This window comes from Aeromonas sp. SE22, from assembly GCF_038739755.1.
Taxonomy (GTDB): Bacteria; Pseudomonadota; Gammaproteobacteria; order Enterobacterales; family Aeromonadaceae; genus Aeromonas; species Aeromonas jandaei.
In genome coordinates, this window is sequence record NZ_JBCGFD010000006.1 from 1 (window position 1) to 22,880 (window position 22,880).

At 55.1% G+C, this 22,880-nt stretch carries 20 protein-coding genes and 3 tRNA genes; 1 reads left to right on the forward strand and 22 read right to left on the reverse strand.

Annotation, left to right across the window (positions count from 1 at the left end; all coding sequences use genetic code 11):
* Positions 1-206: 206 nt before the first annotated feature.
* From gmhB to AAHA39_RS11625, 22 genes are all read right to left on the reverse strand, one after another.
* Entirely contained in the window at positions 207-749 is a 543-nt protein-coding gene (gmhB, locus tag AAHA39_RS11520; RefSeq protein WP_320657430.1) for a D-glycero-beta-D-manno-heptose 1,7-bisphosphate 7-phosphatase, read from the reverse strand.
* Positions 750-860: 111 nt separating this feature from the next.
* On the reverse strand, positions 861-2,045 hold the full coding sequence (gene tuf, locus AAHA39_RS11525) for an elongation factor Tu (RefSeq protein ID WP_041209577.1): 1,185 nt from the start codon (positions 2,043-2,045) through the stop codon (positions 861-863).
* A gap of 54 nt (positions 2,046-2,099) precedes the next feature.
* On the reverse strand, positions 2,100-4,205 hold the full coding sequence (fusA, locus tag AAHA39_RS11530) for an elongation factor G (protein WP_042032003.1): 2,106 nt from the start codon (positions 4,203-4,205) through the stop codon (positions 2,100-2,102).
* Positions 4,206-4,280: 75 nt separating this feature from the next.
* Entirely contained in the window at positions 4,281-4,751 is a 471-nt protein-coding gene (gene rpsG, locus AAHA39_RS11535) for a 30S ribosomal protein S7 (protein ID WP_005339911.1), read from the reverse strand.
* Positions 4,752-4,844: 93 nt separating this feature from the next.
* A complete protein-coding gene (gene rpsL / locus AAHA39_RS11540) occupies positions 4,845-5,219 on the reverse strand; it encodes a 30S ribosomal protein S12 (RefSeq protein ID WP_005306278.1) in 375 nt (124 codons plus the stop codon).
* Positions 5,220-5,401: 182 nt separating this feature from the next.
* Entirely contained in the window at positions 5,402-5,680 is a 279-nt protein-coding gene (gene tusB / locus AAHA39_RS11545) for a sulfurtransferase complex subunit TusB (protein WP_320657374.1), read from the reverse strand.
* A 7-nt stretch (positions 5,681-5,687) separates the two neighbouring features.
* On the reverse strand, positions 5,688-6,047 hold the full coding sequence (gene tusC / locus AAHA39_RS11550; protein WP_320657373.1) for a sulfurtransferase complex subunit TusC: 360 nt from the start codon (positions 6,045-6,047) through the stop codon (positions 5,688-5,690).
* Between the two features lie 9 nt (positions 6,048-6,056).
* Positions 6,057-6,449: a sulfurtransferase complex subunit TusD gene (gene tusD / locus AAHA39_RS11555; RefSeq protein WP_320657372.1), complete on the reverse strand. Its 393-nt coding sequence runs from the start codon at positions 6,447-6,449 to the stop codon at positions 6,057-6,059.
* Between the two features lie 85 nt (positions 6,450-6,534).
* On the reverse strand, positions 6,535-6,915 hold the full coding sequence (locus AAHA39_RS11560) for a RidA family protein (protein ID WP_033114966.1): 381 nt from the start codon (positions 6,913-6,915) through the stop codon (positions 6,535-6,537).
* 25 nt (positions 6,916-6,940) lie between these two features.
* The gene (locus AAHA39_RS11565) at positions 6,941-7,657 is read right to left on the reverse strand and encodes a helix-turn-helix transcriptional regulator (protein WP_033114965.1); all 717 of its coding nucleotides are present in this window, start codon (positions 7,655-7,657) and stop codon (positions 6,941-6,943) included.
* A 194-nt stretch (positions 7,658-7,851) separates the two neighbouring features.
* The gene (gene rpoC / locus AAHA39_RS11570; RefSeq protein ID WP_041210877.1) at positions 7,852-12,156 is read right to left on the reverse strand and encodes a DNA-directed RNA polymerase subunit beta'; all 4,305 of its coding nucleotides are present in this window, start codon (positions 12,154-12,156) and stop codon (positions 7,852-7,854) included.
* Between the two features lie 80 nt (positions 12,157-12,236).
* Positions 12,237-16,265 carry a DNA-directed RNA polymerase subunit beta gene (rpoB, locus tag AAHA39_RS11575; RefSeq protein ID WP_005341838.1) on the reverse strand — a complete coding sequence of 1,343 codons (4,029 nt, stop codon included), beginning with the start codon at positions 16,263-16,265 and terminating at the stop codon, positions 12,237-12,239.
* Between the two features lie 224 nt (positions 16,266-16,489).
* Positions 16,490-16,855: a 50S ribosomal protein L7/L12 gene (gene rplL, locus AAHA39_RS11580; protein ID WP_011707702.1), complete on the reverse strand. Its 366-nt coding sequence runs from the start codon at positions 16,853-16,855 to the stop codon at positions 16,490-16,492.
* Between the two features lie 51 nt (positions 16,856-16,906).
* Entirely contained in the window at positions 16,907-17,407 is a 501-nt protein-coding gene (rplJ, locus tag AAHA39_RS11585) for a 50S ribosomal protein L10 (RefSeq protein WP_005339895.1), read from the reverse strand.
* Between the two features lie 256 nt (positions 17,408-17,663).
* Positions 17,664-18,365 carry a 50S ribosomal protein L1 gene (gene rplA, locus AAHA39_RS11590; RefSeq protein ID WP_005339888.1) on the reverse strand — a complete coding sequence of 234 codons (702 nt, stop codon included), beginning with the start codon at positions 18,363-18,365 and terminating at the stop codon, positions 17,664-17,666.
* 4 nt (positions 18,366-18,369) lie between these two features.
* Positions 18,370-18,798: a 50S ribosomal protein L11 gene (rplK, locus tag AAHA39_RS11595; RefSeq protein WP_033114963.1), complete on the reverse strand. Its 429-nt coding sequence runs from the start codon at positions 18,796-18,798 to the stop codon at positions 18,370-18,372.
* Between the two features lie 134 nt (positions 18,799-18,932).
* Positions 18,933-19,484 carry a transcription termination/antitermination protein NusG gene (gene nusG / locus AAHA39_RS11600; RefSeq protein ID WP_005306318.1) on the reverse strand — a complete coding sequence of 184 codons (552 nt, stop codon included), beginning with the start codon at positions 19,482-19,484 and terminating at the stop codon, positions 18,933-18,935.
* 9 nt (positions 19,485-19,493) lie between these two features.
* Complete coding sequence (gene secE / locus AAHA39_RS11605; protein ID WP_033114962.1) at positions 19,494-19,865, reverse strand: preprotein translocase subunit SecE; 372 nt, start codon at positions 19,863-19,865, stop codon at positions 19,494-19,496.
* Between the two features lie 60 nt (positions 19,866-19,925).
* Positions 19,926-20,002, reverse strand: a tRNA-Trp gene (locus AAHA39_RS11610).
* A 53-nt stretch (positions 20,003-20,055) separates the two neighbouring features.
* A complete protein-coding gene (tuf, locus tag AAHA39_RS11615; protein WP_041209577.1) occupies positions 20,056-21,240 on the reverse strand; it encodes an elongation factor Tu in 1,185 nt (394 codons plus the stop codon).
* A gap of 173 nt (positions 21,241-21,413) precedes the next feature.
* Positions 21,414-21,488, reverse strand: a tRNA-Gly gene (locus AAHA39_RS11620).
* A gap of 38 nt (positions 21,489-21,526) precedes the next feature.
* A tRNA-Tyr gene (locus AAHA39_RS11625) sits at positions 21,527-21,611 on the reverse strand.
* A gap of 266 nt (positions 21,612-21,877) precedes the next feature.
* Here AAHA39_RS11625 and coaA point away from each other — a divergent pair.
* On the forward strand, positions 21,878-22,816 hold the full coding sequence (coaA, locus tag AAHA39_RS11630; RefSeq protein WP_033114855.1) for a type I pantothenate kinase: 939 nt from the start codon (positions 21,878-21,880) through the stop codon (positions 22,814-22,816).
* Positions 22,817-22,880 lie beyond the last annotated feature (64 nt).

A 22,880-nucleotide genomic window follows, 5' to 3' on the forward strand; every position in this document is an offset into this window, starting at 1 on the left:
TCTACTCAACCGCCTTCTCGAGTCAAGCCTTATTTGCAAAGGCTTTTCGAGGTTACCGACCCGGTTGTTTGCGTTGCCGCTTGCCGTGTCGATGGAGGCGCATTATAGGGAGTGAATTCGTTCTGGCAAGCGGATAATTGCAAAAAGATGGCTTTCGCTGTTCGTTCGCTCACAAAGCCACCAATCAGCATGTTAAACCGGCGGGATCAGCTTGCTGTAGGTGCCGCGATGGCAAAATCGTGCAGGTTGTCATAGATGGCATCTGCCAGTGCGCTACCCGTTTCGGTAACCGGCTTACCAGTTCTGACCATGATCTTGTGACCGACCCCGGCATTGCTCGCTGCTTTCAAATCGGAAGGCTTGTCACCCACCATATAGGAACGGCTCATGTCGATGTTCAGTTCCTGCTTGGCGAGCAACAACATTCCCGGTTCCGGCTTGCGGCAGTCACAGGGAGCTCCGTGATCCGGATGGTGTGGGCAGAAGTAGATACCATCGAGATCCACATCGCGATCGGCCAGCGACCAATCCATCCACTCAGTCAGGTTCATGAAATCATCTTCGGTGAAATAACCGCGGGCAATCCCTGACTGGTTGGTCACTACAACCAGCAGATAGCCTTTCTTTTTGAGGAGCTGCAGGGCGTCTATGACTTCGGGCAGAAAATGGAAGTCATCGACCTGGCTGACATAGCCAGTGTCTTCATTGATGACACCGTCACGATCCAGAAAAATGGCGGGTTTGCTCACGGAAACTACCTCAATCAATGGTTTTGCCCAGTATCTCACAGGGCAGATAAAGCCCAAAAACAAAAGGGGCGGCCGAAGCCACCCCTTTCATGTGTGCATTTAAAGTATCGATTAAGCGATAACTTTAGCTACAACACCAGCACCTACGGTACGGCCACCTTCACGGATAGCGAAACGCAGGCCGTCGTCCATCGCGATCGGCGCAATCAGGGTAACAACCATCTTGATGTTGTCGCCCGGCATTACCATCTCTACACCTTCCGGCAGTTCGATGGTACCGGTCACGTCGGTAGTACGGAAGTAGAACTGCGGACGGTAGCCTTTGAAGAACGGGGTATGACGACCACCTTCTTCTTTGGACAGCACGTACACTTCAGATTCAAACTTGGTGTGCGGCTTGATGGTGCCCGGCTTGGCCAGTACCTGACCACGCTCTACGTCTTCACGCTTCACGCCACGCAGCAGTGCACCGATGTTCTCGCCTGCACGACCTTCGTCCAGCAGTTTGCGGAACATTTCAACGCCGGTACAGGTGGTCTTGGTGGTATCTTTGATACCAACGATTTCCACTTCTTCACCAACTTTAACGATACCGCGCTCTACACGACCGGTAACTACAGTACCACGGCCAGCGATAGAGAATACGTCTTCGATAGGCATCAGGAACGGCAGGTCGATTGCACGCTCCGGCTCCGGAATGTAGCTGTCCAGGTGGCCAGCCAGTTCCAGGATCTTCTCTTCCCACTGAGCTTCGCCTTCCAGCGCTTTCAGTGCGGAACCACGGACTACCGGCAGGTCATCACCCGGGAAGTCGTACTCGGACAGCAGTTCGCGAACTTCCATCTCGACCAGTTCCAGCAGCTCTTCGTCATCTACCATGTCACACTTGTTCATGAACACGATGATGTACGGAACGCCTACCTGACGACCCAGCAGGATGTGCTCACGAGTCTGCGGCATCGGGCCGTCAGTCGCTGCTACTACCAGGATCGCGCCGTCCATCTGGGCAGCACCGGTGATCATGTTTTTAACGTAGTCGGCGTGACCCGGGCAGTCTACGTGTGCGTAGTGACGGGTAGCGGTGTCGTATTCTACGTGAGAGGTGTTGATGGTGATACCACGCTCACGCTCTTCCGGTGCCTTGTCGATCTGGTCGAAGGCGAAAGCTTTACCACCGAAGTGCTTGGCCAGCACGTTGGTGATAGCTGCAGTCAGGGTGGTTTTACCGTGGTCAACGTGGCCGATGGTGCCGACGTTTACGTGCGGTTTATTACGCTCAAATTTTTCTTTAGACACGACGTAGTCCTTCTAGGTTAAACCCGCCTACCGTCGTAGGCGGGGAATCTTAAATTACTTGGATTTGCGCTCTTCGATCACGGCTTGTGCAACGTTGGTCGGTGCATCGTGATACTTGGCGAATTCCATGGCGTAGGAAGCACGACCTTGGGTAGCGGAACGCAGTGCAGTTGCATAACCGAACATTTCGGCCAGCGGCACCAGAGCACGTACGATCTTGCCGGACGGGCCATCTTCCATACCTTCGATCAGGCCACGACGACGGTTCAGGTCACCGATAACGTCGCCCATGTAATCTTCCGGAGTTTCAACTTCTACTTTCATGATCGGTTCGAGCAGAACCGGGTTGGCCTTCATGAAGCCAGCCTTAAAGGCCATGGAAGCAGCGATTTTGAACGCCAGTTCGGAAGAGTCGACATCGTGGTAGGAACCGAAGTGCAGACGCACACCCAGATCCATAACCGGGTAACCAGCCAGCGGGCCAGATTTGAGCTGCTCGCGGATACCTTTATCAACACCCGGGATGAATTCACCAGGAATGACGCCGCCTTTGATGTCGTTAACGAATTCGTAGGCTTTGCCTTCTTCCAGCGGGTACATGTCGATCACAACGTGACCGTACTGACCGCGACCACCAGACTGCTTGGCATGTTTGCCTTCGATGTCTTTAACGGCGGTACGGATGGTTTCACGGTAGGCAACCTGCGGCTTACCTACGTTCGCTTCTACCTTGAACTCGCGACGCATACGGTCAACGATGATGTCCAGGTGCAGCTCACCCATACCGGCGATGATGGTTTGACCTGACTCTTCGTCAGTCCATACGCGGAAGGACGGATCTTCCTGAGCCAGACGGCCCAGAGCCAGACCCATCTTCTCTTGGTCAGCCTTGGTTTTCGGCTCAACCGCGATAGAAATTACCGGCTCCGGGAATTCCATACGCTCGAGGATGATCGGTGCGTTCGGGTCACACAGGGTGTCACCAGTGGTCACGTCTTTCAGACCGATAGCAGCAGCGATGTCACCAGCGCGTACTTCTTTGATCTCTTCACGCTTGTTGGCATGCATCTGAACGATACGACCAAAACGCTCGCGCTTGTCCTTGACGGAGTTCAGTACGGTGTCACCGGAGTTGATTACGCCAGAGTAGACACGGAAGAAGGTCAGGTTACCAACGAACGGGTCGGTAGCGATCTTGAACGCCAGAGCAGAGAACGGCTCGTCATCGGAAGCGTGACGCTCGTCTTTGGTCTCGCCGTCCATTTTCAGGCCGTCGATAGCAGCAACGTCAGTCGGCGCCGGCAGATACTCGATCACGGCATCCAGCATTGCCTGTACGCCCTTGTTCTTGAATGCGGAGCCACAGGTTACCAGGATGATCTCGTTGTTCAGCACACGCTGACGCAGAGCACCTTTGATCTCTTCCTCGGTCAGCTCTTCGCCGCCCAGGTACTTTTCCATCAGGTCTTCAGACGCTTCAGCAGCGGCTTCAACCAGATTCATGCGCATTTCTTGCGCCTGTTCCAGCAGCTCGGCCGGGACGTCTTCGTAATCGAAGGATACGCCCTGATCAGCTTCATTCCAGTTGATGGCCTTCATCTTGACCAGGTCAACAACGCCCTTGAAGTTCTCTTCAGAGCCGATGTTCAGCTGAAGGGGAACCGGAACGCCTTTCAGACGGGTCTTGATGTGCTCAACGCAGCGCAGGAAGTTGGCACCGGTACGGTCCATCTTGTTGACGAACGCGATACGGGGAACCTTGTACTTGTTAGCCTGACGCCATACGGTTTCAGACTGTGGCTGTACGCCACCTACGGCACAGTACACCATCACGGCACCGTCCAGAACACGCATTGAACGCTCTACTTCGATAGTAAAGTCAACGTGGCCGGGGGTATCGATGATGTTGATACGGTGCGGTTGGAACTGTTTACCCATACCGGACCAGAAAGCGGTGGTCGCGGCGGAGGTGATGGTGATACCACGCTCTTGTTCCTGTTCCATCCAGTCCATGGTGGCAGCGCCATCGTGAACTTCACCGATCTTGTGACTTACACCGGTGTAAAACAGTACGCGCTCGGTAGTAGTAGTCTTACCGGCGTCAATGTGAGCGGAGATACCGATATTACGATAACGCTCAATGGGGGTTGTACGAGCCATTGTCATCCTCTTACTAAGGCGCTTGTCCCTAGATAATTAAAGGTGCGCAGAGCCAAAAGACCCTGCGCAAGCGGATTACCAGCGGAAGTGAGCGAAGGCTTTGTTCGCTTCAGCCATACGGTGAACGTCTTCACGTTTCTTGACAGACGAACCCTTATTGTCAGCGGCATCCAGCAGCTCGCCAGCCAGACGCTGAGCCATTGATTTTTCACCACGTTTACGAGCGGCATCAACCAACCAGCGCATTGCCAGAGCATTGCGACGTACCGGACGAACTTCTACCGGCACCTGATAGGTTGCACCACCGACGCGACGAGATTTAACCTCGACCGCCGGACGAATGTTATCCAGAGCTTCTTCGAATACGGCCAGGTGCTCTTTGCCAGATTTGGTGGCAATGATGTCCAGGGCGCCATAAACAATGGCTTCTGCAACAGATTTCTTACCGTCAACCATTACTACGTTGACAAATTTAGCCAGCAGCTCTGATCCGAACTTGGGATCTGGCAGGATTTTACGCTGACCAACAACACGACGTCTTGGCATTTCAAATTCTCCGTAACTTCAGGGATTACCCAAAACTAGAAAGCTATCTAACTAGAAACGAATTAACGTTTGGCCTTACTTAACGGAGAACCATTAAGCTTTAGGACGCTTCACGCCATACTTGGAGCGAGCCTGCTTACGGTCTTTAACACCGGCACAGTCCAACGCACCACGAACGGTGTGATAACGAACACCTGGCAAGTCTTTTACACGACCGCCACGGATCAGAACAACAGAGTGCTCTTGCAGGTTGTGACCTTCACCACCGATGTAGGAGGTGACTTCGAAGCCGTTGGTCAGACGTACACGGCACACTTTACGCAGTGCAGAGTTAGGCTTCTTCGGGGTGGTGGTATATACACGAGTGCATACGCCACGCTTCTGAGGGCACGCTTCCAGCGCCGGCACGTTGCTTTTCACAACGAGCTTGATGCGTGGCTTGCGAACCAACTGGTTAATAGTTGCCATCAAAAGGCTCCTGATAATGACTTCATAAACGTGTGGAAAATCCTCCCCGCATATACGGGGACGCGAAATTTTATGCCCTGTTGTCTGGGGAGTCAAGATTTATACAGTTTGTGGCATGGAAGGGCAAATCGGATCCGCATGGGTTTTCCATAATTCATTGAATTAACGTAAAAATATGGAAATCAGCCAGCCCAGGTTCTGGGGGAGCCTTTTTGTGCAATCAGCTCAACCAGACCGGCCATATCCAGCAGATCGCCCACTTGATGACGCAAACCACGCGCCTGCAGATCCTCGGTCATGACGTGTAGCTGGATCCCGGCCAGCTGTTCGCACCACTGAGGCGCACAGGCCGCAATGACGGCATCCTGCATCAACACCAGTTCATCGCCAGATTGCATGTATGAGAGCGCCTGAGCCAGTGTCTGACTCTGGAAAGGGGAATTCAAGATCAGATGCAACATGGGGACCTCAGAAGCTGATGTGCGTCGCGCATTGTGACCACTGGCTCGCCATCTCTGCCCGCGACAGGATTTCGACCGGGATCAGCAGATCCTCGACCGTCACGCCGCGCTCGGCCAGCGAGTCGGCACAGACGTACACCTCCTCGATGTCATAGAGTTCGAGCATCTTGAAGGTTGGCGCATAGTGGCGCTGCAAGATACCCTGCGGCTGTTGTTCTTTAAGCAGTTGCAACACGCCGTCACCAATCAGGAAGAGTGCCAGCTCATCGGTCATGGCCGAGGTGGCCAGCAAGGCATCCAGTCCCTCCCGACCGGCAGCGTGGCCATGGGGGCCACGACTGCAAATAAATGCGATTTTCTTGTTCATGGTCACTCCCTAGAACTGAACCAGCCGATCGGCGGTCAGGGCAGCTTCGGCCAGCTGGCCAAGCCCGCTCAGACAAAATGGCGCTTGCAGATTGAAGTGGGCCTGCCCTGCCCCTTTGGCCTCCTGCTCATCGACCACCCCGCGCCGCATGGCGGCAGCGACACAGACATCGATGCGGATCCCCTGCTCCTCTGCCAGCTCTCGCCACAGGCGCACCAGGTCGGTCTCATCGGTGGCGGGAAGATGCAGACCGTTGGCGTTGCAGACCCCCTCCTGATAGAAGAAGAGGTGAGAGAGGGTATGACCCTGAGCCAACAGGCTGCGGGCAAAGCGGTAGGCGGTGCTGGCGGACTGGGTGCCATAGGCAGGCCCGGTCACCAGCAGGGCAAAACTCAGACTCATAACATGGCTCCTGTACTGATGCCTGTCCATTTTACGCCAAAAACAAAAAAGCCCCTGCCATGAGGGGCTTTTTAGCAGTTGCCGATCAGAGATGGGCGATGGCCTCAACCTCGACCAGCACATCTTTGGGCAGACGGGCAACTTCCACGCAGGAGCGAGCCGGTGCGGCATCACCAAAGTAACGGGCATAGACCTGATTGAAGGCTACGAAGTCGTTCATATCGCTCAGGAAGCAGGTGGTTTTCACTACCTTGCCAGCATCGGCACCGGCAGCCTGCAATACGGCGATCAGGTTCTTCATTACCTGCTCGGCCTGAGCTTCGATGCCACCGGCAACGATCTCCATGGTGGCAGGATCAAGCGGGATCTGCCCGGAGGTGAAGATCATCTCGCCTACCTTGGTCGCCTGAACATAAGGACCAATGGCGGCAGGCGCCTTGTCGGTTGCAATCACTTCTTTAGCCATTCATCTATCCCCTTATGGAATTGAGTTACTCGTTTTCGTCTTCACCCTGCTTGCGCTGTCGGATGTAGAGATAAACGGTATGTTTCGAAATATTGAGTTTGTCCGCCACCATGTTGATGGAGTCCTTGATGTCAAAAATACCCTTCTCGAACAATTGGGTGACGATGAAGCGGTTTTTGGCATTGTTGGCCACAGTGGGATCGCGGTTGATCTCGTCGATGGTATTGTCCACAGTCTGGGCAACAAGCTCTTCGACACTGTTGGCAAAGGTCTCTGGTGACTGGCGTGCCGCCTGCTGGGGCGTCGGGAAAAATTCGGCCACGAACTCGTGGAAAGGTGCATTGATATGCAGGTTGATGCAGATAAGACCGATCACCTGGCGTTCACTGTTCCTGATGGCGATGGTGCTCGACTTCATCAGGGCGCCGGTGCGGCTGCGAGCAAAATAGCTCTGGGTGTAATCCTGGCCGGTGCTCTCGATGTCTTTGAGCATCCGCAGTGCCAGATCGGTGATGGGCGCCCCGAGGGTGCGTCCGGTGTTAAAGCCGTTGGCGATCTTGATCACCGACTCGTGCAGATTTTCCAGGGAGTGGAGCACCACTTCACAATGCTTGCCGAACAATTCGGCCAAGCCGTCGATGAGCCCATCGTATGAGCGCAACAATTCCCTGTCTTCATCTGTAAAAGTGCGGCTGATCAGCTGTTCTTCGGGAAGCATGGCTTCCTCGATACCGACAGTCATGTTCTACCCCTGTAATAACCATTCAACTTTGCCGAGTGTCAAATCGCAGGAGAGCAAAGTCAACTTTTTTTGATTTTTTACTCTGCAACTTTGCTCTGGATCATCCTGAAACCCGCGTGGCGTCAGTCTTTGCCGATCAAATGGCCAACAAAAAGGGCTCCTTGAAGGAGCCCTTTTTAATCACTGTTGACGAGTTACTCTTCGTCGAAGCTACCGGCAGCGTTCAGCAGATCCGCCAGGTTCTGCTCAGCTTCATCTGCGGTCACCTGCGGGGTGCCAACAGCACGAGCTGCAGCAGCACGCTGGTTGATCCGGCTGTGGTGGTAGGCAAAGCCGGTACCAGCCGGGATCAGACGACCCACGATGACGTTCTCTTTCAGGCCACGCAGTTCGTCACGCTTGCCACCAACGGCGGCTTCGGTCAGAACGCGAGTGGTTTCCTGGAAGGAAGCCGCGGAGATGAAGGACTCGGTGCTCAGAGATGCCTTGGTAATACCCATCAGAACATGACGGTAGGTCGCAGGGGTCTTGCCCTCGGCAACCAGCTTACGGTTGGCAATCTTCACGCGAGCCACTTCAACCTGTTCGCCTTCGATCAGATCGGTGTCGCCAGCAGTCAGGATCTCGCACTTGCGCAGCATCTGACGAACGATGACTTCGATGTGCTTGTCGTTGATCTTAACGCCTTGCAGACGGTAAACGTCCTGCACTTCGTTGGCGATGTAGTTGGCGACCGGGCTGATACCGCGCAGACGCAGGATATCGTGAGCAGACTCAGGACCGTCCGCCAGCACTTCACCCTTCTCAACTTTTTCACCTTCGAACACGTTCAGGTTACGCCACTTCGGAATCATCTCCTCGTAGACGTTGCCACCATCGGTCGGGGTGATGACCAGACGGCGCTTGCCTTTGGTCTCTTTCCCGAAGGAGATGGTACCGGAGATCTCGGCCAGAATAGCCGGTTCTTTCGGTTGACGTGCTTCGAACAGATCCGCAACGCGCGGCAGACCACCGGTGATGTCCTTGGTACCGCCGGACTCTTGCGGGATACGCGCTACCGCGTCACCCACGCCCACGTTGGCACCATCTTCCAGGTTCACGATCGCCTTGCCCGGCAGGAAGTACTGGGCGGCTACATCGGTACCCGGGATCATCACGTCGTTGCCGTTCAGGTCGACCAGTTTAACGGTCGGACGCATCTCTTTACCGGCGCTCGGACGCTCGTTGACGTCCAGCACGACGATAGAGGAGAGACCGGTCAGCTCGTCGGTCTGACGAGTGATGGTCACGCCATCGATCATGTGTTCGAAGTGCAGACGACCTGCCACTTCGGTGATGATCGGGTGAGTGTGCGGATCCCAGTTAGCAACGGTTTCGCCAGCGTTCACTGCCTGGCCGTCCTTCACTTCCAGCACGGAACCGTAAGGCAGCTTGTGGCTTTCCTTGGTACGGCCCATGTCGTCCATGATGGTCAGTTCGGTAGAACGGGAGGTGATAACCAGTTTGTCATCGCTGTTGTGAACGAACTTGGCGTTCTGCAGCTTGATGCTACCGGTGTTCTTCACCTGGATGCTGCTCTCGGCTGCGGCACGAGATGCGGCACCACCGATGTGGAACGTACGCATTGTCAGCTGGGTACCCGGTTCACCGATGGACTGGGCGGCGATAACACCGACAGCCTCACCCTTGTTAACCAGGTGACCACGGGCCAGATCACGGCCGTAGCAGTGAGCACAGTTACCGAAGTCAGTTTCACAGGTGATGGCAGAACGTACCTTCACACGGTCAACGGAGTTGCGTTCCAGCAGGTCACACAGCTGCTCGTCGAGCAGGGTGTTGCGAGCAACCAGGATCTCGTCCTCGGTACCCGGCTTGATGACATCTTCTGCCACCACACGACCCAGCACGCGCTCACGCAGCGGCTCGACCACGTCGCCACCCTCGATCAGCGGTGTCATCCACAGACCTTCAGTAGTGCCGCAATCGTCCTCGGTGATCACCATGTCCTGCGCCACGTCTACCAGACGACGAGTCAGGTAACCGGAGTTCGCAGTCTTCAGTGCGGTATCCGCCAGACCCTTACGAGCACCGTGAGTAGAGATAAAGTACTGCAGTACGTTCAGACCTTCGCGGAAGTTCGCGATGATCGGGGTCTCGATGATGGAGCCATCCGGCTTGGCCATCAGGCCACGCATACCGGCCAGCTGACGGATCTGGGCTGCGGAACCCCGCGCACCAGAGTCGGCCATCATAAAGATGCTGTTGAACGATGCCTGCTCTTCTTCATCACCCAGCGAGTTGACGTTACGCTCTTTGGACAAGTTCTCCATCATGGCCTTGGAGACGCGCTCGTTGGCGCTGGCCCAAATATCGATAACCTTGTTGTAACGTTCGCCCGCAGTTACCAGACCGGACAGGAACTGGTCCTGGATCTCGGCAACTTCGGCTTCGGCAGAAGCGATGATGTCTTTTTTGGCATCCGGGATGACCATGTCATCGATACCAACGGAAGCACCGGACAGCGCCGCGTAGTGGAAACCGGTATACATCAGCTGGTCAGCGAAGATAACGGTGTCCTTCAGCCCCTGCTTGCGATAGCAGGTGTTCAGCAGACGGGAGATGAGCTTTTTGCCCAGCGCCTTGTTGGATACGGATTTGATCCAGTTCTGCGGATTGGCGTCCAGATCGGCCTGCTCGGCAGCAGTCAGCACCTTCGGCTCGTCGATCAGGGCGTATTCCATGCCTTTCGGCAGGATCAGGCTCAGGATCGCACGACCAACGGTGGTGTTCTTCATCTCGGTCTTGGCAACCAGTTCACCGGCTTCGTTCTTCACGTACTCGGTGATGCGGCACTTGACGCGAGCATGCAGGTCGGCCAGACCGGCACGGTACACTTTCTCGGCCTCTTTCGGGCCGGACAGCACCATACCTTCACCCTTCGCATTGATGCGGGCGCGGGTCATGTAGTACAGACCCAAGACCACGTCCTGAGAAGGAACGATGATCGGCTCACCGGATGCAGGCGACAGGATGTTGTTGGTAGACATCATCAGCGCACGCGCTTCCAGCTGGGCTTCCAGGGTCAGCGGTACGTGAACAGCCATCTGGTCACCGTCGAAGTCCGCGTTATACGCAGCACAAACGAGCGGGTGCAGCTGGATTGCCTTGCCTTCGACCAGAGTCGGTTCGAATGCCTGGATACCCAGACGGTGCAGAGTCGGTGCACGGTTCAGCAGAACCGGGTGTTCGCGGATAACTTCGTCCAGGATATCCCAAACGACAGCTTCTTCGCGCTCCACCATCTTCTTGGCGGCCTTGATAGTGGTCGCCAGACCGCGGGTTTCCAGCTTGCCATAGATGAACGGCTTGAACAGTTCCAGCGCCATCTTCTTCGGCAGACCGCACTGATGCAGACGCAGAGTCGGGCCTACGGTGATAACGGAACGACCAGAGTAGTCGACACGCTTACCGAGCAGGTTCTGACGGAAACGACCCTGCTTACCCTTGATCATGTCGGCCAGGGATTTCAGCGGGCGCTTGTTGGAACCGGTGATGGCACGACCGCGACGGCCGTTATCCAGCAGCGCATCGACGGACTCTTGCAGCATGCGCTTTTCGTTGCGCACGATGATGTCCGGAGCAGCCAGATCCAGCAGACGCTTCAAGCGGTTGTTACGGTTGATCACGCGACGGTACAGATCGTTCAGATCGGAAGTCGCGAAACGGCCGCCGTCCAGCGGTACCAGCGGACGCAGGTCCGGCGGCAGCACAGGCAGCACTGTCATGATCATCCACTCCGGCTTGTTGCCGGACTGCAGGAAAGCTTCCATCAGCTTCAGACGCTTGGTGGTCTTCTTGCGCTTGGTCTCGGAGTTGGTCTGATCCAGCTCCTCACGCATCGCTTTGACTTCACCTTCCAGATCGATGGCGCGCAGCAATGCCAGGATTGCTTCGGCACCCATCTTGGCGTCAAATTCGTCGCCCCACTCTTCCAGCGCATCCAGGTACTGCTCTTCAGAGAGCATCTGGCTGCGTTCGAGGTTGGTCATGCCCGGCTCGATAACTACGAAAGATTCGAAGTAGAGCACGCGTTCGATGTCGCGCAGGGTCATGTCCAGCAGCAGACCGATACGGGACGGCAGGGACTTCAGGAACCAGATGTGGGCAGTCGGGCTGGCCAGCTCGATGTGGCCCATACGCTCACGACGGACCTTGGTCTGGGTCACTTCAACGCCGCACTTCTCACAGATCACACCACGGTGTTTCAGGCGCTTGTACTTGCCGCACAGACACTCGTAGTCCTTCACCGGTCCGAAGATACGGGCGCAGAACAGACCATCACGCTCCGGCTTGAAAGTCCGGTAGTTGATGGTCTCAGGCTTTTTGACCTCACCGAATGACCAGGAGCGGATCATGTCAGGAGAGGCCAGACCGATCTTGATACTGTCAAACTCTTCGGTCTTGGTCTGAGCCTTCAAAAACTTGAGTAAGTCTTTCACGTGTTTCCCCTGTCAGGAGTCTAACCTCGGCGCCCCTCTCGGGGCGCCCACGTCAATTCTCGAACAATAAGAGCGAGCTCTTACTCTTCGTCCAGCTCGATGTTGATACCCAGAGAGCGGATTTCCTTCAGCAATACGTTGAAGGATTCGGGCATGCCCGGCTCCATACGGTGGTCGCCATCCACGATGTTCTTGTACATCTTGGTACGGCCATTCACATCGTCAGACTTGACGGTCAGCATCTCCTGCAGGGTATATGCCGCACCGTAAGCCTCCAGGGCCCACACTTCCATCTCACCGAAACGCTGACCACCGAACTGAGCCTTACCACCCAGCGGCTGCTGGGTAACCAGGCTGTAAGAACCGGTAGAACGCGCGTGCATCTTGTCGTCGACCAAGTGGTTCAGCTTGAGCATGTACATGTAACCAACGGTTACTTTACGCTCGAAACGGTTACCGGTACGGCCGTCGAACAGATCAATCTGACCGGACTCCGGCAGATCGGCCAGCTTCAGCAGGGCTTTGATTTCGCGCTCTTTGGCACCATCAAAGACCGGAGTAGCAACCGGCAGACCCTTACGCAGGTTACCCACCAGGGTACGTACGTCGTCGTCAGACAGTTCGGCGATGTTCACTTGCTGGGTGTCCTTCTCGCCCAGGTCGTAGACCTGCTGCAGGAAGTTGCGCATCTCGTGCAGCTCGCGCTGCTCTTTGACCATGCGATCGATCTTCTCGCCGATACCCTTGGCCGCGAGGCCCAGGTGCACTTCGAGGATCTGACCGATGTTCATACGAGACGGTACGCCCAACGGGTTCAGTACGATGTCGACCGGACGGCCGAACTCGTCATGAGGCATATCCTCGACCGGACAGATCTTGGAGATAACACCCTTGTTACCGTGACGGCCCGCCATCTTGTCACCCGGCTGGATGCGACGCTTGACTGCCAGATAAACCTTGACGATTTTCAGTACGCCCGGCGCCAGATCATCACCCTGGATAATCTTGCGACGCTTGTTCTCGAACTTCTTGTCGAACTCGGCTTTCAGCTCAACGTGCTGTTCAGCGATCTGCTCCAGTTCGGTCTGCTTGGCTTCATCTTCGATGGCCAGTTCAAACCACTTGGAACGCTCCAGCTTGTTCAGACGATCTTCGCTGTAACCGGCGGCCAGCAGCAGGTTGCGGGAGCGGCCGAAAATGCCGTCTTCCAGGATCTTGAACTCTTCGGTCAAGTCCTTCTTCGCTTCCTTCAGCTGCATCTCTTCGATTTCTTTGGCGCGCTTGTCTTTTTCCACGCCATCGCGGGTAAAGACTTGTACGTCAACCACGGTACCGTACACACCGTTCGGTACACGCAGGGAGGAGTCCTTCACGTCGGACGCCTTCTCACCGAAGATGGCGCGCAGCAGCTTCTCTTCCGGAGTCAGCTGGGTTTCACCTTTCGGCGTTACCTTACCGACCAGAATGTCGCCGCCCTTCACTTCGGCACCCACGTAGACGATACCGGACTCGTCCAGCTTGGACAGAGCGGCTTCACCCACGTTCGGGATGTCAGCAGTGATCTCTTCCGGACCCAGCTTGGTGTCACGGGAGATACAGGCCAGTTCCTGGATATGGATGGTGGTCAGGCGATCTTCCTGAACAACACGCTCGTTCACCAGGATCGAGTCTTCGAAGTTGTAACCGTTCCACGGCATGAACGCGACGCGCATGTTCTGACCCAGAGCCAGTTCACCCAGATCGGTGGACGGGCCGTCAGCCAGTACGTCGCCAGCCATGACCGGCTCACCCAACATCACGCAAGGACGCTGGTTGATACAGGTGTTCTGGTTGGAACGGGTGTATTTGGTCAGGTTGTAGATGTCGATGCCGGCTTCGCCTGGCATCAGCTCATCTTCATTTACCTTGATAACGATACGGGAGGCATCGACGTAGTCGATCATGCCGCCACGCTTGGCAACTACGGTTACACCGGAGTCAACGGCCACAGCGCGTTCCATACCGGTACCTACCAGCGGCTTGTCAGCGCGCAGGGTCGGTACAGCCTGACGTTGCATGTTTGAACCCATCAATGCGCGGTTCGCGTCATCGTGTTCCAGGAACGGGATCAGGGCCGCTGCCACAGATACGATCTGCTGCGGGCTCACGTCCATATACTGGATCTGGTCGGCGTTCATAAAGGTGGATTCACCTTTGTGACGGCACGGGATCAATTCATCTTTCAGACGGCCATCTTCGGTGGTCGCGGCGTTAGCCTGTGCGATCACGTACTTGCCTTCTTCAATAGCAGACAGGTAGTCCACTTCGTCGGTGATCACACCGTCAATGACCTTGCGGTACGGAGTCTCGAGGAAACCGTACTCGTTGGTACGAGAGTACACGGACAGGGAGTTGATCAGACCGATGTTCGGACCTTCAGGAGTCTCGATCGGGCACAGACGACCGTAGTGGGTCGGGTGTACGTCTCGGACTTCAAAGCCGGCACGCTCACGAGTCAAACCGCCCGGGCCCAGCGCAGAGATACGGCGCTTGTGGGTCACTTCGGACAGCGGGTTGTTCTGGTCCATAAACTGGGACAGCTGGCTGGAACCAAAGAACTCTTTGACTGCGGCGGAGATCGGCTTGGCGTTGATCAGATCCTGCGGCATCAGGGTGTCCAGGTCGCCCAGGGAGAGACGCTCCTTGACCGCACGCTCGACACGCACCAGACCGACGCGGAACTGGTTTTCAGCCATTTCACCGACAGAACGGATACGACGGTTACCCAGGTGGTCGATATCGTCCACTTCGTCGTTACCGTTACGGATGTCGATCAGGCGCTTCATCACATCGACGATATCGTCTTTGGTCAGTACGCCCGCGCCAGTCTCGTCTTCACGACCCAGACGGCGATTGAACTTCATCCGACCTACGGTAGACAGGTCGTAACGTTCGGCAGAGAAGAACAGGTTTTCGAACAGCTGCTCTGCTGCTTCACGTGTCGGCGGCTCGCCCGGACGCATCATGCGGTAGATTTCTACCAGCGCTTCCAGACGGTTGGTGCTGGAATCGACGCGCAGGGTCTCGGACATGTAGGCACCGTGGTCCAGTTCGTTGGTGAACAGAACCTCGAAATGCTTGAAGCCGGCCTGGGACAGGTTGGCAATCGCTTCCAGACTCAGAGCCTGGTTGGCTGCCACTACCAGTTCGCCAGTTTGCGGATGTGCGTAGTCCTTGGCAGCAACTTTGCCAACAACGTACTCAACCGGTACCTCAATCTGGGTAACGGCATCTTTTTCCAGCTGACGGATGTGACGGGCAGTCACACGACGACCGGTTTCAACAACCACGGCACCATTGGCCACGATGTCGAAGGTCGCAGTTTCGCCACGCAGGCGCTCCGGCACCAGATCCATCATCAACTTGCCATCTTTGACCTCGAAACCGATGGTTTCGAAGAAGGTGGCCAGGATCTCTTCGGAAGTGAAGTCCAGGGCGCGCAGAATGATGGATGCCGGCAGTTTGCGACGACGGTCGATACGGACAAACAGGTTGTCTTTCGCATCGAACTCGAAGTCCAGCCAGGAGCCACGGTAGGGGATAACGCGAGCGTTATACAGCACCTTACCGGATGAATGTGTTTTGCCTTTATCGTGGTCGAAGAAGACGCCCGGGCTGCGGTGCAACTGGGAAACGATAACCCGCTCGGTACCATTGATAACAAAGGTGCCGTTCTCGGTCATGAGCGGAATTTCGCCCATGTATACTTCTTGTTCCTTGATGTCTTTGACGGTGCCGGCAGCTGCTTCACGGTCGTACAGAACCATACGAAGCTTGACACGCAGCGGCGCGGAGTAGGTCACTCCACGGATCTGGCATTCTTTTACGTCAAATACCGGCTCACCCAGGCGATAGCTGACATACTGAAGCTCAGCACTACCGGAGTAACTGGTGATCGGGAAAACGCTACGGAAAGCGGCCTCTAGGCCATATTCACCTTCCGGGTCAGCCTCGATGAACTGCTTGAAGGAGTCCAGCTGAATGGACAACAGATAAGGCGTGTCCAGTACCTGGTCTCGCTTACCGAAGTCCTTACGAATGCGTTTTTTTTCGGTATAAGAGTAAACCATAGGGTTCCTCAGCTCGCTGATAAGTGACCCACTCTGTCCCGCGGGACAGCTCTGTCTCAACACCGTTTTGTGTTGGCCCGGACGAAAGAAGACAGTCCGGATTGCTGGTGCACCGAGAGTCGTAAACGGTGTGAAATGCTCTCAGTCTACAGCGCAAAAAGGCTGGTGAACAAAAATTCACCAGCCCTAGCCTGTTTTATCAGGCTAATCTACATAAATGCAGATTATTTGATCTCAACAGAAGCACCGGCAGCTTCCAGCTCTTTCTTCAGAGCTTCAGCTTCGTCTTTGGAGACGGCTTCTTTCAGGTTAGCCGGAGCAGCTTCTACCAGATCTTTGGCTTCTTTCAGGCCCAGACCGGTAGCGCCACGAACGGCTTTGATAACGGCAACTTTGTTAGCACCGGCAGCAGTCAGAACTACGTCGAACTCGGTCTTCTCTTCTACTGCTTCAGCAGCAGCCGGGCCAGCCATTACGGCAGCAGCGGCAGAAACACCGAACTTCTCTTCCATAGCTTCGATCAGCTCAACAACTTCCATTACGGACATGGAAGCAACGGCTTCGATGATTTGGTCTTTAGTGATAGACATGACAAAAATTCCTGATGTTGAATAAACTCAAACAGCCTAGATAGGCGAGAATCAAGCAGCAGCTTGTTTCTGGTCGCGAACAGCAGCGATAGTACGAACCAGCTTGCCAGCAGAGGCTTCCTTCATGGTAGCCATCAACTTCGCAATTGCTTCTTCGTAAGTCGGCAGCGTGGCCAGACGATCAATTTGTGCTGCGGCGATAAACTCACCGTTAAAAGCGCCAGCCTTGATTTCGAACTTTTGGTTCGCTTTGGCAAACTCTTTGAACAGACGAGCAGCAGCGCCCGGGTGTTCATTAGAGAAAGCAATCAAGGTAGGACCGGTAAATGCGTCGTTCAGGCACTCGTATTCGGTACCTTCTACCGCGCGACGCAGCAGGGTGTTACGCACAACGCGCATGTACACACCGGCTTCACGAGCGGTTTTACGCAGGACGGTCATCTTGTCTACAGTTACACCGCGAGAATCGGCAACAACTGCAGAAAGAGCGCCTTTGGCAGCTTCGTTGACTTCAGCAACAATTGCCTTTTTGTCTTCGAGTCCCAATGCCATTGGCTTAACTCCTGGATTGAATCCGGGTCAAATGACCCAGTACTGACACATCCCCCCTACCTTTACAACAGAGGGGAACGATGCGGTAGCAGGATTCCAGAAGAGAAAGAATCTTTCTCGCTGGGTTTCCGGCACCGTCTACGCAGGAAACATTAAGGCTTTGCAGCCTCCTGCGGTCTTGGACGGAGGTCGAAACCCCCAACCAATCAAGGCGCAAAATTATAGATTAAATTTTGCGCCTTGTAAAACCCATCAATTAGGCCTGAGCTTCCAGAGAAGCTTGGTCTACGGCAACACCGGCACCCATGGTGGTGGAGATGCTGACTTTCTTGATGAATTGACCTTTGGCGGAAGAGGGCTTGCCTTTTTTCAGGGCAACCAGCAGAGCTTCCAAGTTTTCTTTCAGCTGAACTTCGTTGAAAGAAACCTTACCCAGAGTGGTATGGATGATACCATTCTTGTCGTTACGGTAACGAACCTGACCAGCCTTGGCGTTCTTGACGGCTTCGGCAACGTTCGGGGTTACAGTACCAACTTTCGGGTTCGGCATCAGACCGCGCGGGCCCAGGATTTGACCCAGTTGACCAACAACGCGCATGGCATCCGGAGATGCGATAACTACGTCGAAGTTCATCTCGCCTTTCTTAACCAGATCGGCCAGGTCATCCATACCTACCAGGTCAGCACCGGCAGCTTTAGCAGCTTCGGCGTTGGCACCTTGGGTAAATACGGCAACGCGAACGTCACGACCGGTACCGTGCGGCAGTACAGTTGCACCACGTACGTTCTGGTCAGATTTACGAGCGTCGATACCCAGGTTGACAGCAACGTCAACGCTTTCAACGAACTTGGCGGTAGCCAGTTCTTTCAGCAGGGCAATGGCTTCGTTGATGGAGTACTCTTTGGTACCGTCAACTTTTTCGCGAATAACGCGCATACGCTTGGACAGTTTAGCCATTGTCTTACTCCTCCACTACCAGACCCATGGAACGAGCGGAGCCGGCGATGCAACGTACTTTTGCATCCAGATCGGCACCGGTCATATCCGGCTCTTTGGTCTTGGCGATTTCTTGCAGCTGGGCAACGGTCACCTTACCAACCTTGTCTTTGTTCGGCTTGGAAGAACCAGACTTGATGCCAGCAGCTTTCTTCAGCAGGAAGGAAGCAGGCGGAGTCTTGGTTTCGAAGGTGAAGGAACGGTCGCTGTAAACGGTGATCACGACCGGAGTCGGTGAACCTTTTTCCAGCTTCTCTGTACGGGCGTTGAACGCCTTACAGAATTCCATGATGTTCACACCGTGTTGACCCAGTGCAGGACCAACGGGAGGAGACGGGTTTGCTGCACCAGCAGCAACCTGCAGCTTGATATAAGCTGTGACTTTCTTAGCCATTAGGAAATTACCTCAAAAATGGGTTCTAGCGCCTCGGAGACATGCTCCTGCAAACGGCTCCCCAACTAATAAAGGGGCAGCGAATTATAGAGATATTCGCTGCCCCTGACAACTGTTGAGTGAACAGAAATCAATCAGCCCTTTTCGACCTGACCAAAATCCAGCTCAACCGGAGTAGAACGACCGAAGATCAGTACAGAGACCTTCACGCGGCTCTTCTCGTAATCCACCTCTTCAACGGTACCGTTGAAGTCGGCAAACGGACCATCGGCAACCCGCACCATTTCGCCCGGTTCAAACAGGGTTTTCGGACGCGGCTTGTCGTGGGCATCCTGCAGACGGTTCAGGATGGCATCGGCCTCTTTGTCGGAGATCGGTGCCGGGCGGTCGGAGGTACCGCCGATGAAGCCCATTACACGCGGTACGTTGCGTACCAGGTGCCATGTGGTTTCATCCATGATCATCTGGACCAGGACATAACCCGGGAAAAACTTGCGCTCACTCTTGCGCTTCTGGCCTGCACGCATCTCGACCACTTCTTCGGTCGGGACCAGTACTTCACCGAACATGTCTTCCATGCCATGCATCTTGATATGTTCACGCAGGGATTTGGCAACACGGCCTTCATAGCCGGAAAACGCCTGCACGACATACCATCTCATACGCTGTTCACGTTGTTCAGTCATGGCTTATCCTTACACACCGGTAATCAGGTTGACCAACCAGACCAAGGCGCCGTCCAGAACGAACAGCAGCAGCCCCATCACGGCGGTCACCGCCAGCACAATCAGGGTTGTCTGAATGGCTTCCTGACGGGTTGGCCATACGACCTTGCGGACTTCCAGGCGAGACTCACGGGCGAATGCCAGCGTAGCCTTTCCCTTGGTGGTTTGCAGGGCTACTGCACCAGCAGCAGCAACGACAACGACCACACCCAGGGCGCGGACGGCAGCGACAACATCGTTGAGCAGGTAATTACCCACTACAGCAGCCGCCAGGATAATGAAAACCAGGCCCCAAAGCAGGGTATCCTTGCTTCCGCCCTGGCTCTCAGAACTAACACTCATACAACCCACCTGTATCTGACGTAACCAAAGACACAAAAGCCCCGTACGAGACGAGGTATATGGCAGGGGCGGCAGGACTCGAACCCGCAACCATCGGTTTTGGAGACCGCTGTTCTACCAATTCGAACTACGCCCCTGCATAAGAAAGCCCCTATTATAGGGGCTTTGCTTTATTTATGTAAGCCAAAGATTAAGCGATAACTTTAGCTACAACACCAGCACCTACGGTACGGCCACCTTCACGGATAGCGAAACGCAGGCCGTCGTCCATCGCGATCGGCGCAATCAGGGTAACAACCATCTTGATGTTGTCGCCCGGCATTACCATCTCTACGCCTTCCGGCAGTTCGATGGTACCGGTCACGTCGGTAGTACGGAAGTAGAACTGCGGACGGTAGCCTTTGAAGAACGGGGTATGACGACCACCTTCTTCTTTGGACAGTACGTACACTTCAGATTCAAACTTGGTGTGCGGCTTGATGGTGCCCGGCTTGGCCAGTACCTGACCACGCTCTACGTCTTCACGCTTCACGCCACGCAGCAGTGCACCGATGTTCTCGCCTGCACGACCTTCGTCCAGCAGTTTGCGGAACATTTCAACGCCGGTACAGGTGGTCTTGGTGGTATCTTTGATACCAACGATTTCCACTTCTTCACCAACTTTAACGATACCGCGCTCTACACGACCGGTAACTACAGTACCACGGCCAGCGATAGAGAATACGTCTTCGATAGGCATCAGGAACGGCAGGTCGATTGCACGCTCCGGCTCCGGAATGTAGCTGTCCAGGTGGCCAGCCAGTTCCAGGATCTTCTCTTCCCACTGAGCTTCGCCTTCCAGCGCTTTCAGTGCAGAACCACGGACTACCGGCAGGTCATCACCCGGGAAGTCGTACTCGGACAGCAGTTCGCGAACTTCCATCTCGACCAGTTCCAGCAGCTCTTCGTCATCTACCATGTCGCACTTGTTCATGAACACGATGATGTACGGAACGCCTACCTGACGACCCAGCAGGATGTGCTCACGAGTCTGCGGCATCGGGCCGTCAGTCGCTGCTACTACCAGGATCGCGCCGTCCATCTGGGCAGCACCGGTGATCATGTTTTTAACGTAGTCGGCGTGACCCGGGCAGTCTACGTGCGCGTAGTGACGGGTAGCGGTGTCGTATTCTACGTGGGAGGTGTTGATGGTGATACCACGCTCACGCTCTTCCGGTGCCTTGTCGATCTGGTCGAAGGCGAAAGCTTTACCACCGAAGTGCTTGGCCAGCACGTTGGTGATAGCTGCAGTCAGGGTGGTTTTACCGTGGTCAACGTGGCCGATGGTACCCACGTTAACGTGCGGTTTATTACGCTCAAATTTTTCTTTAGACATGATCGTCCCTCTAAACTAACGCTGAGTACGCGGTGGCAAGCTAACCACAGAACAGTTTATATGATGGATTTGAATCTGGTGGGGAAGAGAGGCTGGTGCTGACAGACAGGTTCGACTGCCGACTTCACCCTGAGGGCGTAGCTCTTGGTATCGCCTGAGCCATATCAGCATCTTGGAGCGGGCAGCGGGAATCGAACCCGCATCATCAGCTTGGAAGGCTGAGGTAATAGCCATTATACGATGCCCGCATTTCTCTAACCCAAAGAACTCAAACCGCAGAGAAATATGGTGGAGGGAGAAGGATTCGAACCTTCGAAGGCAGAGCCGTCAGATTTACAGTCTGATCCCTTTGGCCGCTCGGGAACCCCTCCAGATGCCAGATTGTCACAGTGGTAATTCTGCTTGCACCCACTGTTTTTTTTATCGCTTTTGCCGAGCAAACAGGCGACAGACATCCAAGCGTCGCGCATTTTATTGTAAGGATTTGGGGGATGCAACCATTGCACCTTGCAAAATGTGGATTATTGCCGGGATCCGGGCAAAAAAGTGGAGGGATTCAGGCCAATCTGGATGCGTCCCTTGTCGCTCTCCACCCCTTGGTGTATGGTCGCCGTGCCAAAGAAACAGTGATGACACCATGACGACAGAGCATAACCCCTATCTGCAATTCACCCGCGAAAAATGGGCGTTATTGCGCGATTCGGTCCCCCTGACCCTGACCGAACACGATCTGCAAACCCTGCGCGGGATCAACGAAAAGGTGTCATTGAAGGAGGTAGAGGAGATCTATCTGCCCCTCTCCCGCCTGCTCAATCTCTATGTCAAAGCCAAGCAGCGCCGTAGCCGGGTACTGGAACAGTTCCTCGGCCAGTCACGCGGCAAGGGTACTTATATCATCAGCATTGCCGGCAGTGTAGCGGGGGGCAAAAGCACCACGGCTCGTATCCTGCAGGCGTTGCTGGAGCGCTGGCCGGAGCACCCGCGGGTGGAGCTGGTCACCACCGATGGCTTCCTCTATCCCAACAAGGTGCTGGAGGAGCGTGGCCTGATGCGCCGCAAGGGGTTCCCAGAATCCTACGACATCCGCCATCTGGTGGAGTTTGTTGCCAATATCCGGGCTGGCCACGAGAAGGTGGAAGCGCCGGTCTACTCCCACCTTATCTACGACATCATCCCTGACGAGAAGAAGGTGGTGGAGCAGCCGGACATCCTGATCCTGGAAGGGCTCAATGTACTGCAGAGCGGTATGGATTATCCGCAGGAACCGCACCGGGTGTTTGTCTCCGATTTCGTCGACTTCTCCATCTATGTGGATGCCGAAGCCGACCTGCTGCGCACCTGGTATATCGAGCGCTTCCTCAAGTTCCGCAGTGGCGCTTTCTCGGACCCGGACTCCTACTTCCACCACTACGCCAAGCTGACCGAGAGCGAAGCGACCCAGATCGCCAACAACATCTGGCAGGATATCAACTATCTCAATCTGCAGGAGAACATCCTGCCGACCCGGGAGCGGGCCAACCTGATCCTGACCAAGGGCAACGAGCACGCCATCGAACAGATCAAGCTGCGCAAATAAGCACGGTAGTTCCCACCGTTGCAGATAGCCGGATAAAAGAGAGGGGACCCGCAGGTCCCCTCTC

Excerpts from the sequence above, each read along its gene's own strand:
- rpsL (WP_005306278.1), bottom strand. The coding sequence starts at position 5,219 with ATGGCAACTATTAACCAGTTGGTTCGCAAGCCACGCATCAAGCTCGTT.
- rpsG (WP_005339911.1), bottom strand. The coding sequence starts at position 4,751 with ATGCCAAGACGTCGTGTTGTTGGTCAGCGTAAAATCCTGCCAGATCCC.
- AAHA39_RS11560 (WP_033114966.1), bottom strand. The coding sequence starts at position 6,915 with ATGGCTAAAGAAGTGATTGCAACCGACAAGGCGCCTGCCGCCATTGGT.
- rpoB (WP_005341838.1), bottom strand. The coding sequence starts at position 16,265 with ATGGTTTACTCTTATACCGAAAAAAAACGCATTCGTAAGGACTTCGGT.
- rplK (WP_033114963.1), bottom strand. The coding sequence starts at position 18,798 with ATGGCTAAGAAAGTCACAGCTTATATCAAGCTGCAGGTTGCTGCTGGT.
- rplA (WP_005339888.1), bottom strand. The coding sequence starts at position 18,365 with ATGGCTAAACTGTCCAAGCGTATGCGCGTTATTCGCGAAAAAGTTGAC.
- rplL (WP_011707702.1), bottom strand. The coding sequence starts at position 16,855 with ATGTCTATCACTAAAGACCAAATCATCGAAGCCGTTGCTTCCATGTCC.
- rplJ (WP_005339895.1), bottom strand. The coding sequence starts at position 17,407 with ATGGCATTGGGACTCGAAGACAAAAAGGCAATTGTTGCTGAAGTCAAC.
- secE (WP_033114962.1), bottom strand. The coding sequence starts at position 19,865 with ATGAGTGTTAGTTCTGAGAGCCAGGGCGGAAGCAAGGATACCCTGCTT.
- nusG (WP_005306318.1), bottom strand. The coding sequence starts at position 19,484 with ATGACTGAACAACGTGAACAGCGTATGAGATGGTATGTCGTGCAGGCG.
- AAHA39_RS11565 (WP_033114965.1), bottom strand. The coding sequence starts at position 7,657 with ATGACTGTCGGTATCGAGGAAGCCATGCTTCCCGAAGAACAGCTGATC.
- fusA (WP_042032003.1), bottom strand. The coding sequence starts at position 4,205 with ATGGCTCGTACAACCCCCATTGAGCGTTATCGTAATATCGGTATCTCC.
- tusB (WP_320657374.1), bottom strand. The coding sequence starts at position 5,680 with ATGTTGCATCTGATCTTGAATTCCCCTTTCCAGAGTCAGACACTGGCT.
- coaA (WP_033114855.1), top strand. The coding sequence starts at position 21,878 with ATGACGACAGAGCATAACCCCTATCTGCAATTCACCCGCGAAAAATGG.
- tusD (WP_320657372.1), bottom strand. The coding sequence starts at position 6,449 with ATGAGTCTGAGTTTTGCCCTGCTGGTGACCGGGCCTGCCTATGGCACC.
- tuf (WP_041209577.1), bottom strand. The coding sequence starts at position 21,240 with ATGTCTAAAGAAAAATTTGAGCGTAATAAACCGCACGTTAACGTGGGT.
- tusC (WP_320657373.1), bottom strand. The coding sequence starts at position 6,047 with ATGAACAAGAAAATCGCATTTATTTGCAGTCGTGGCCCCCATGGCCAC.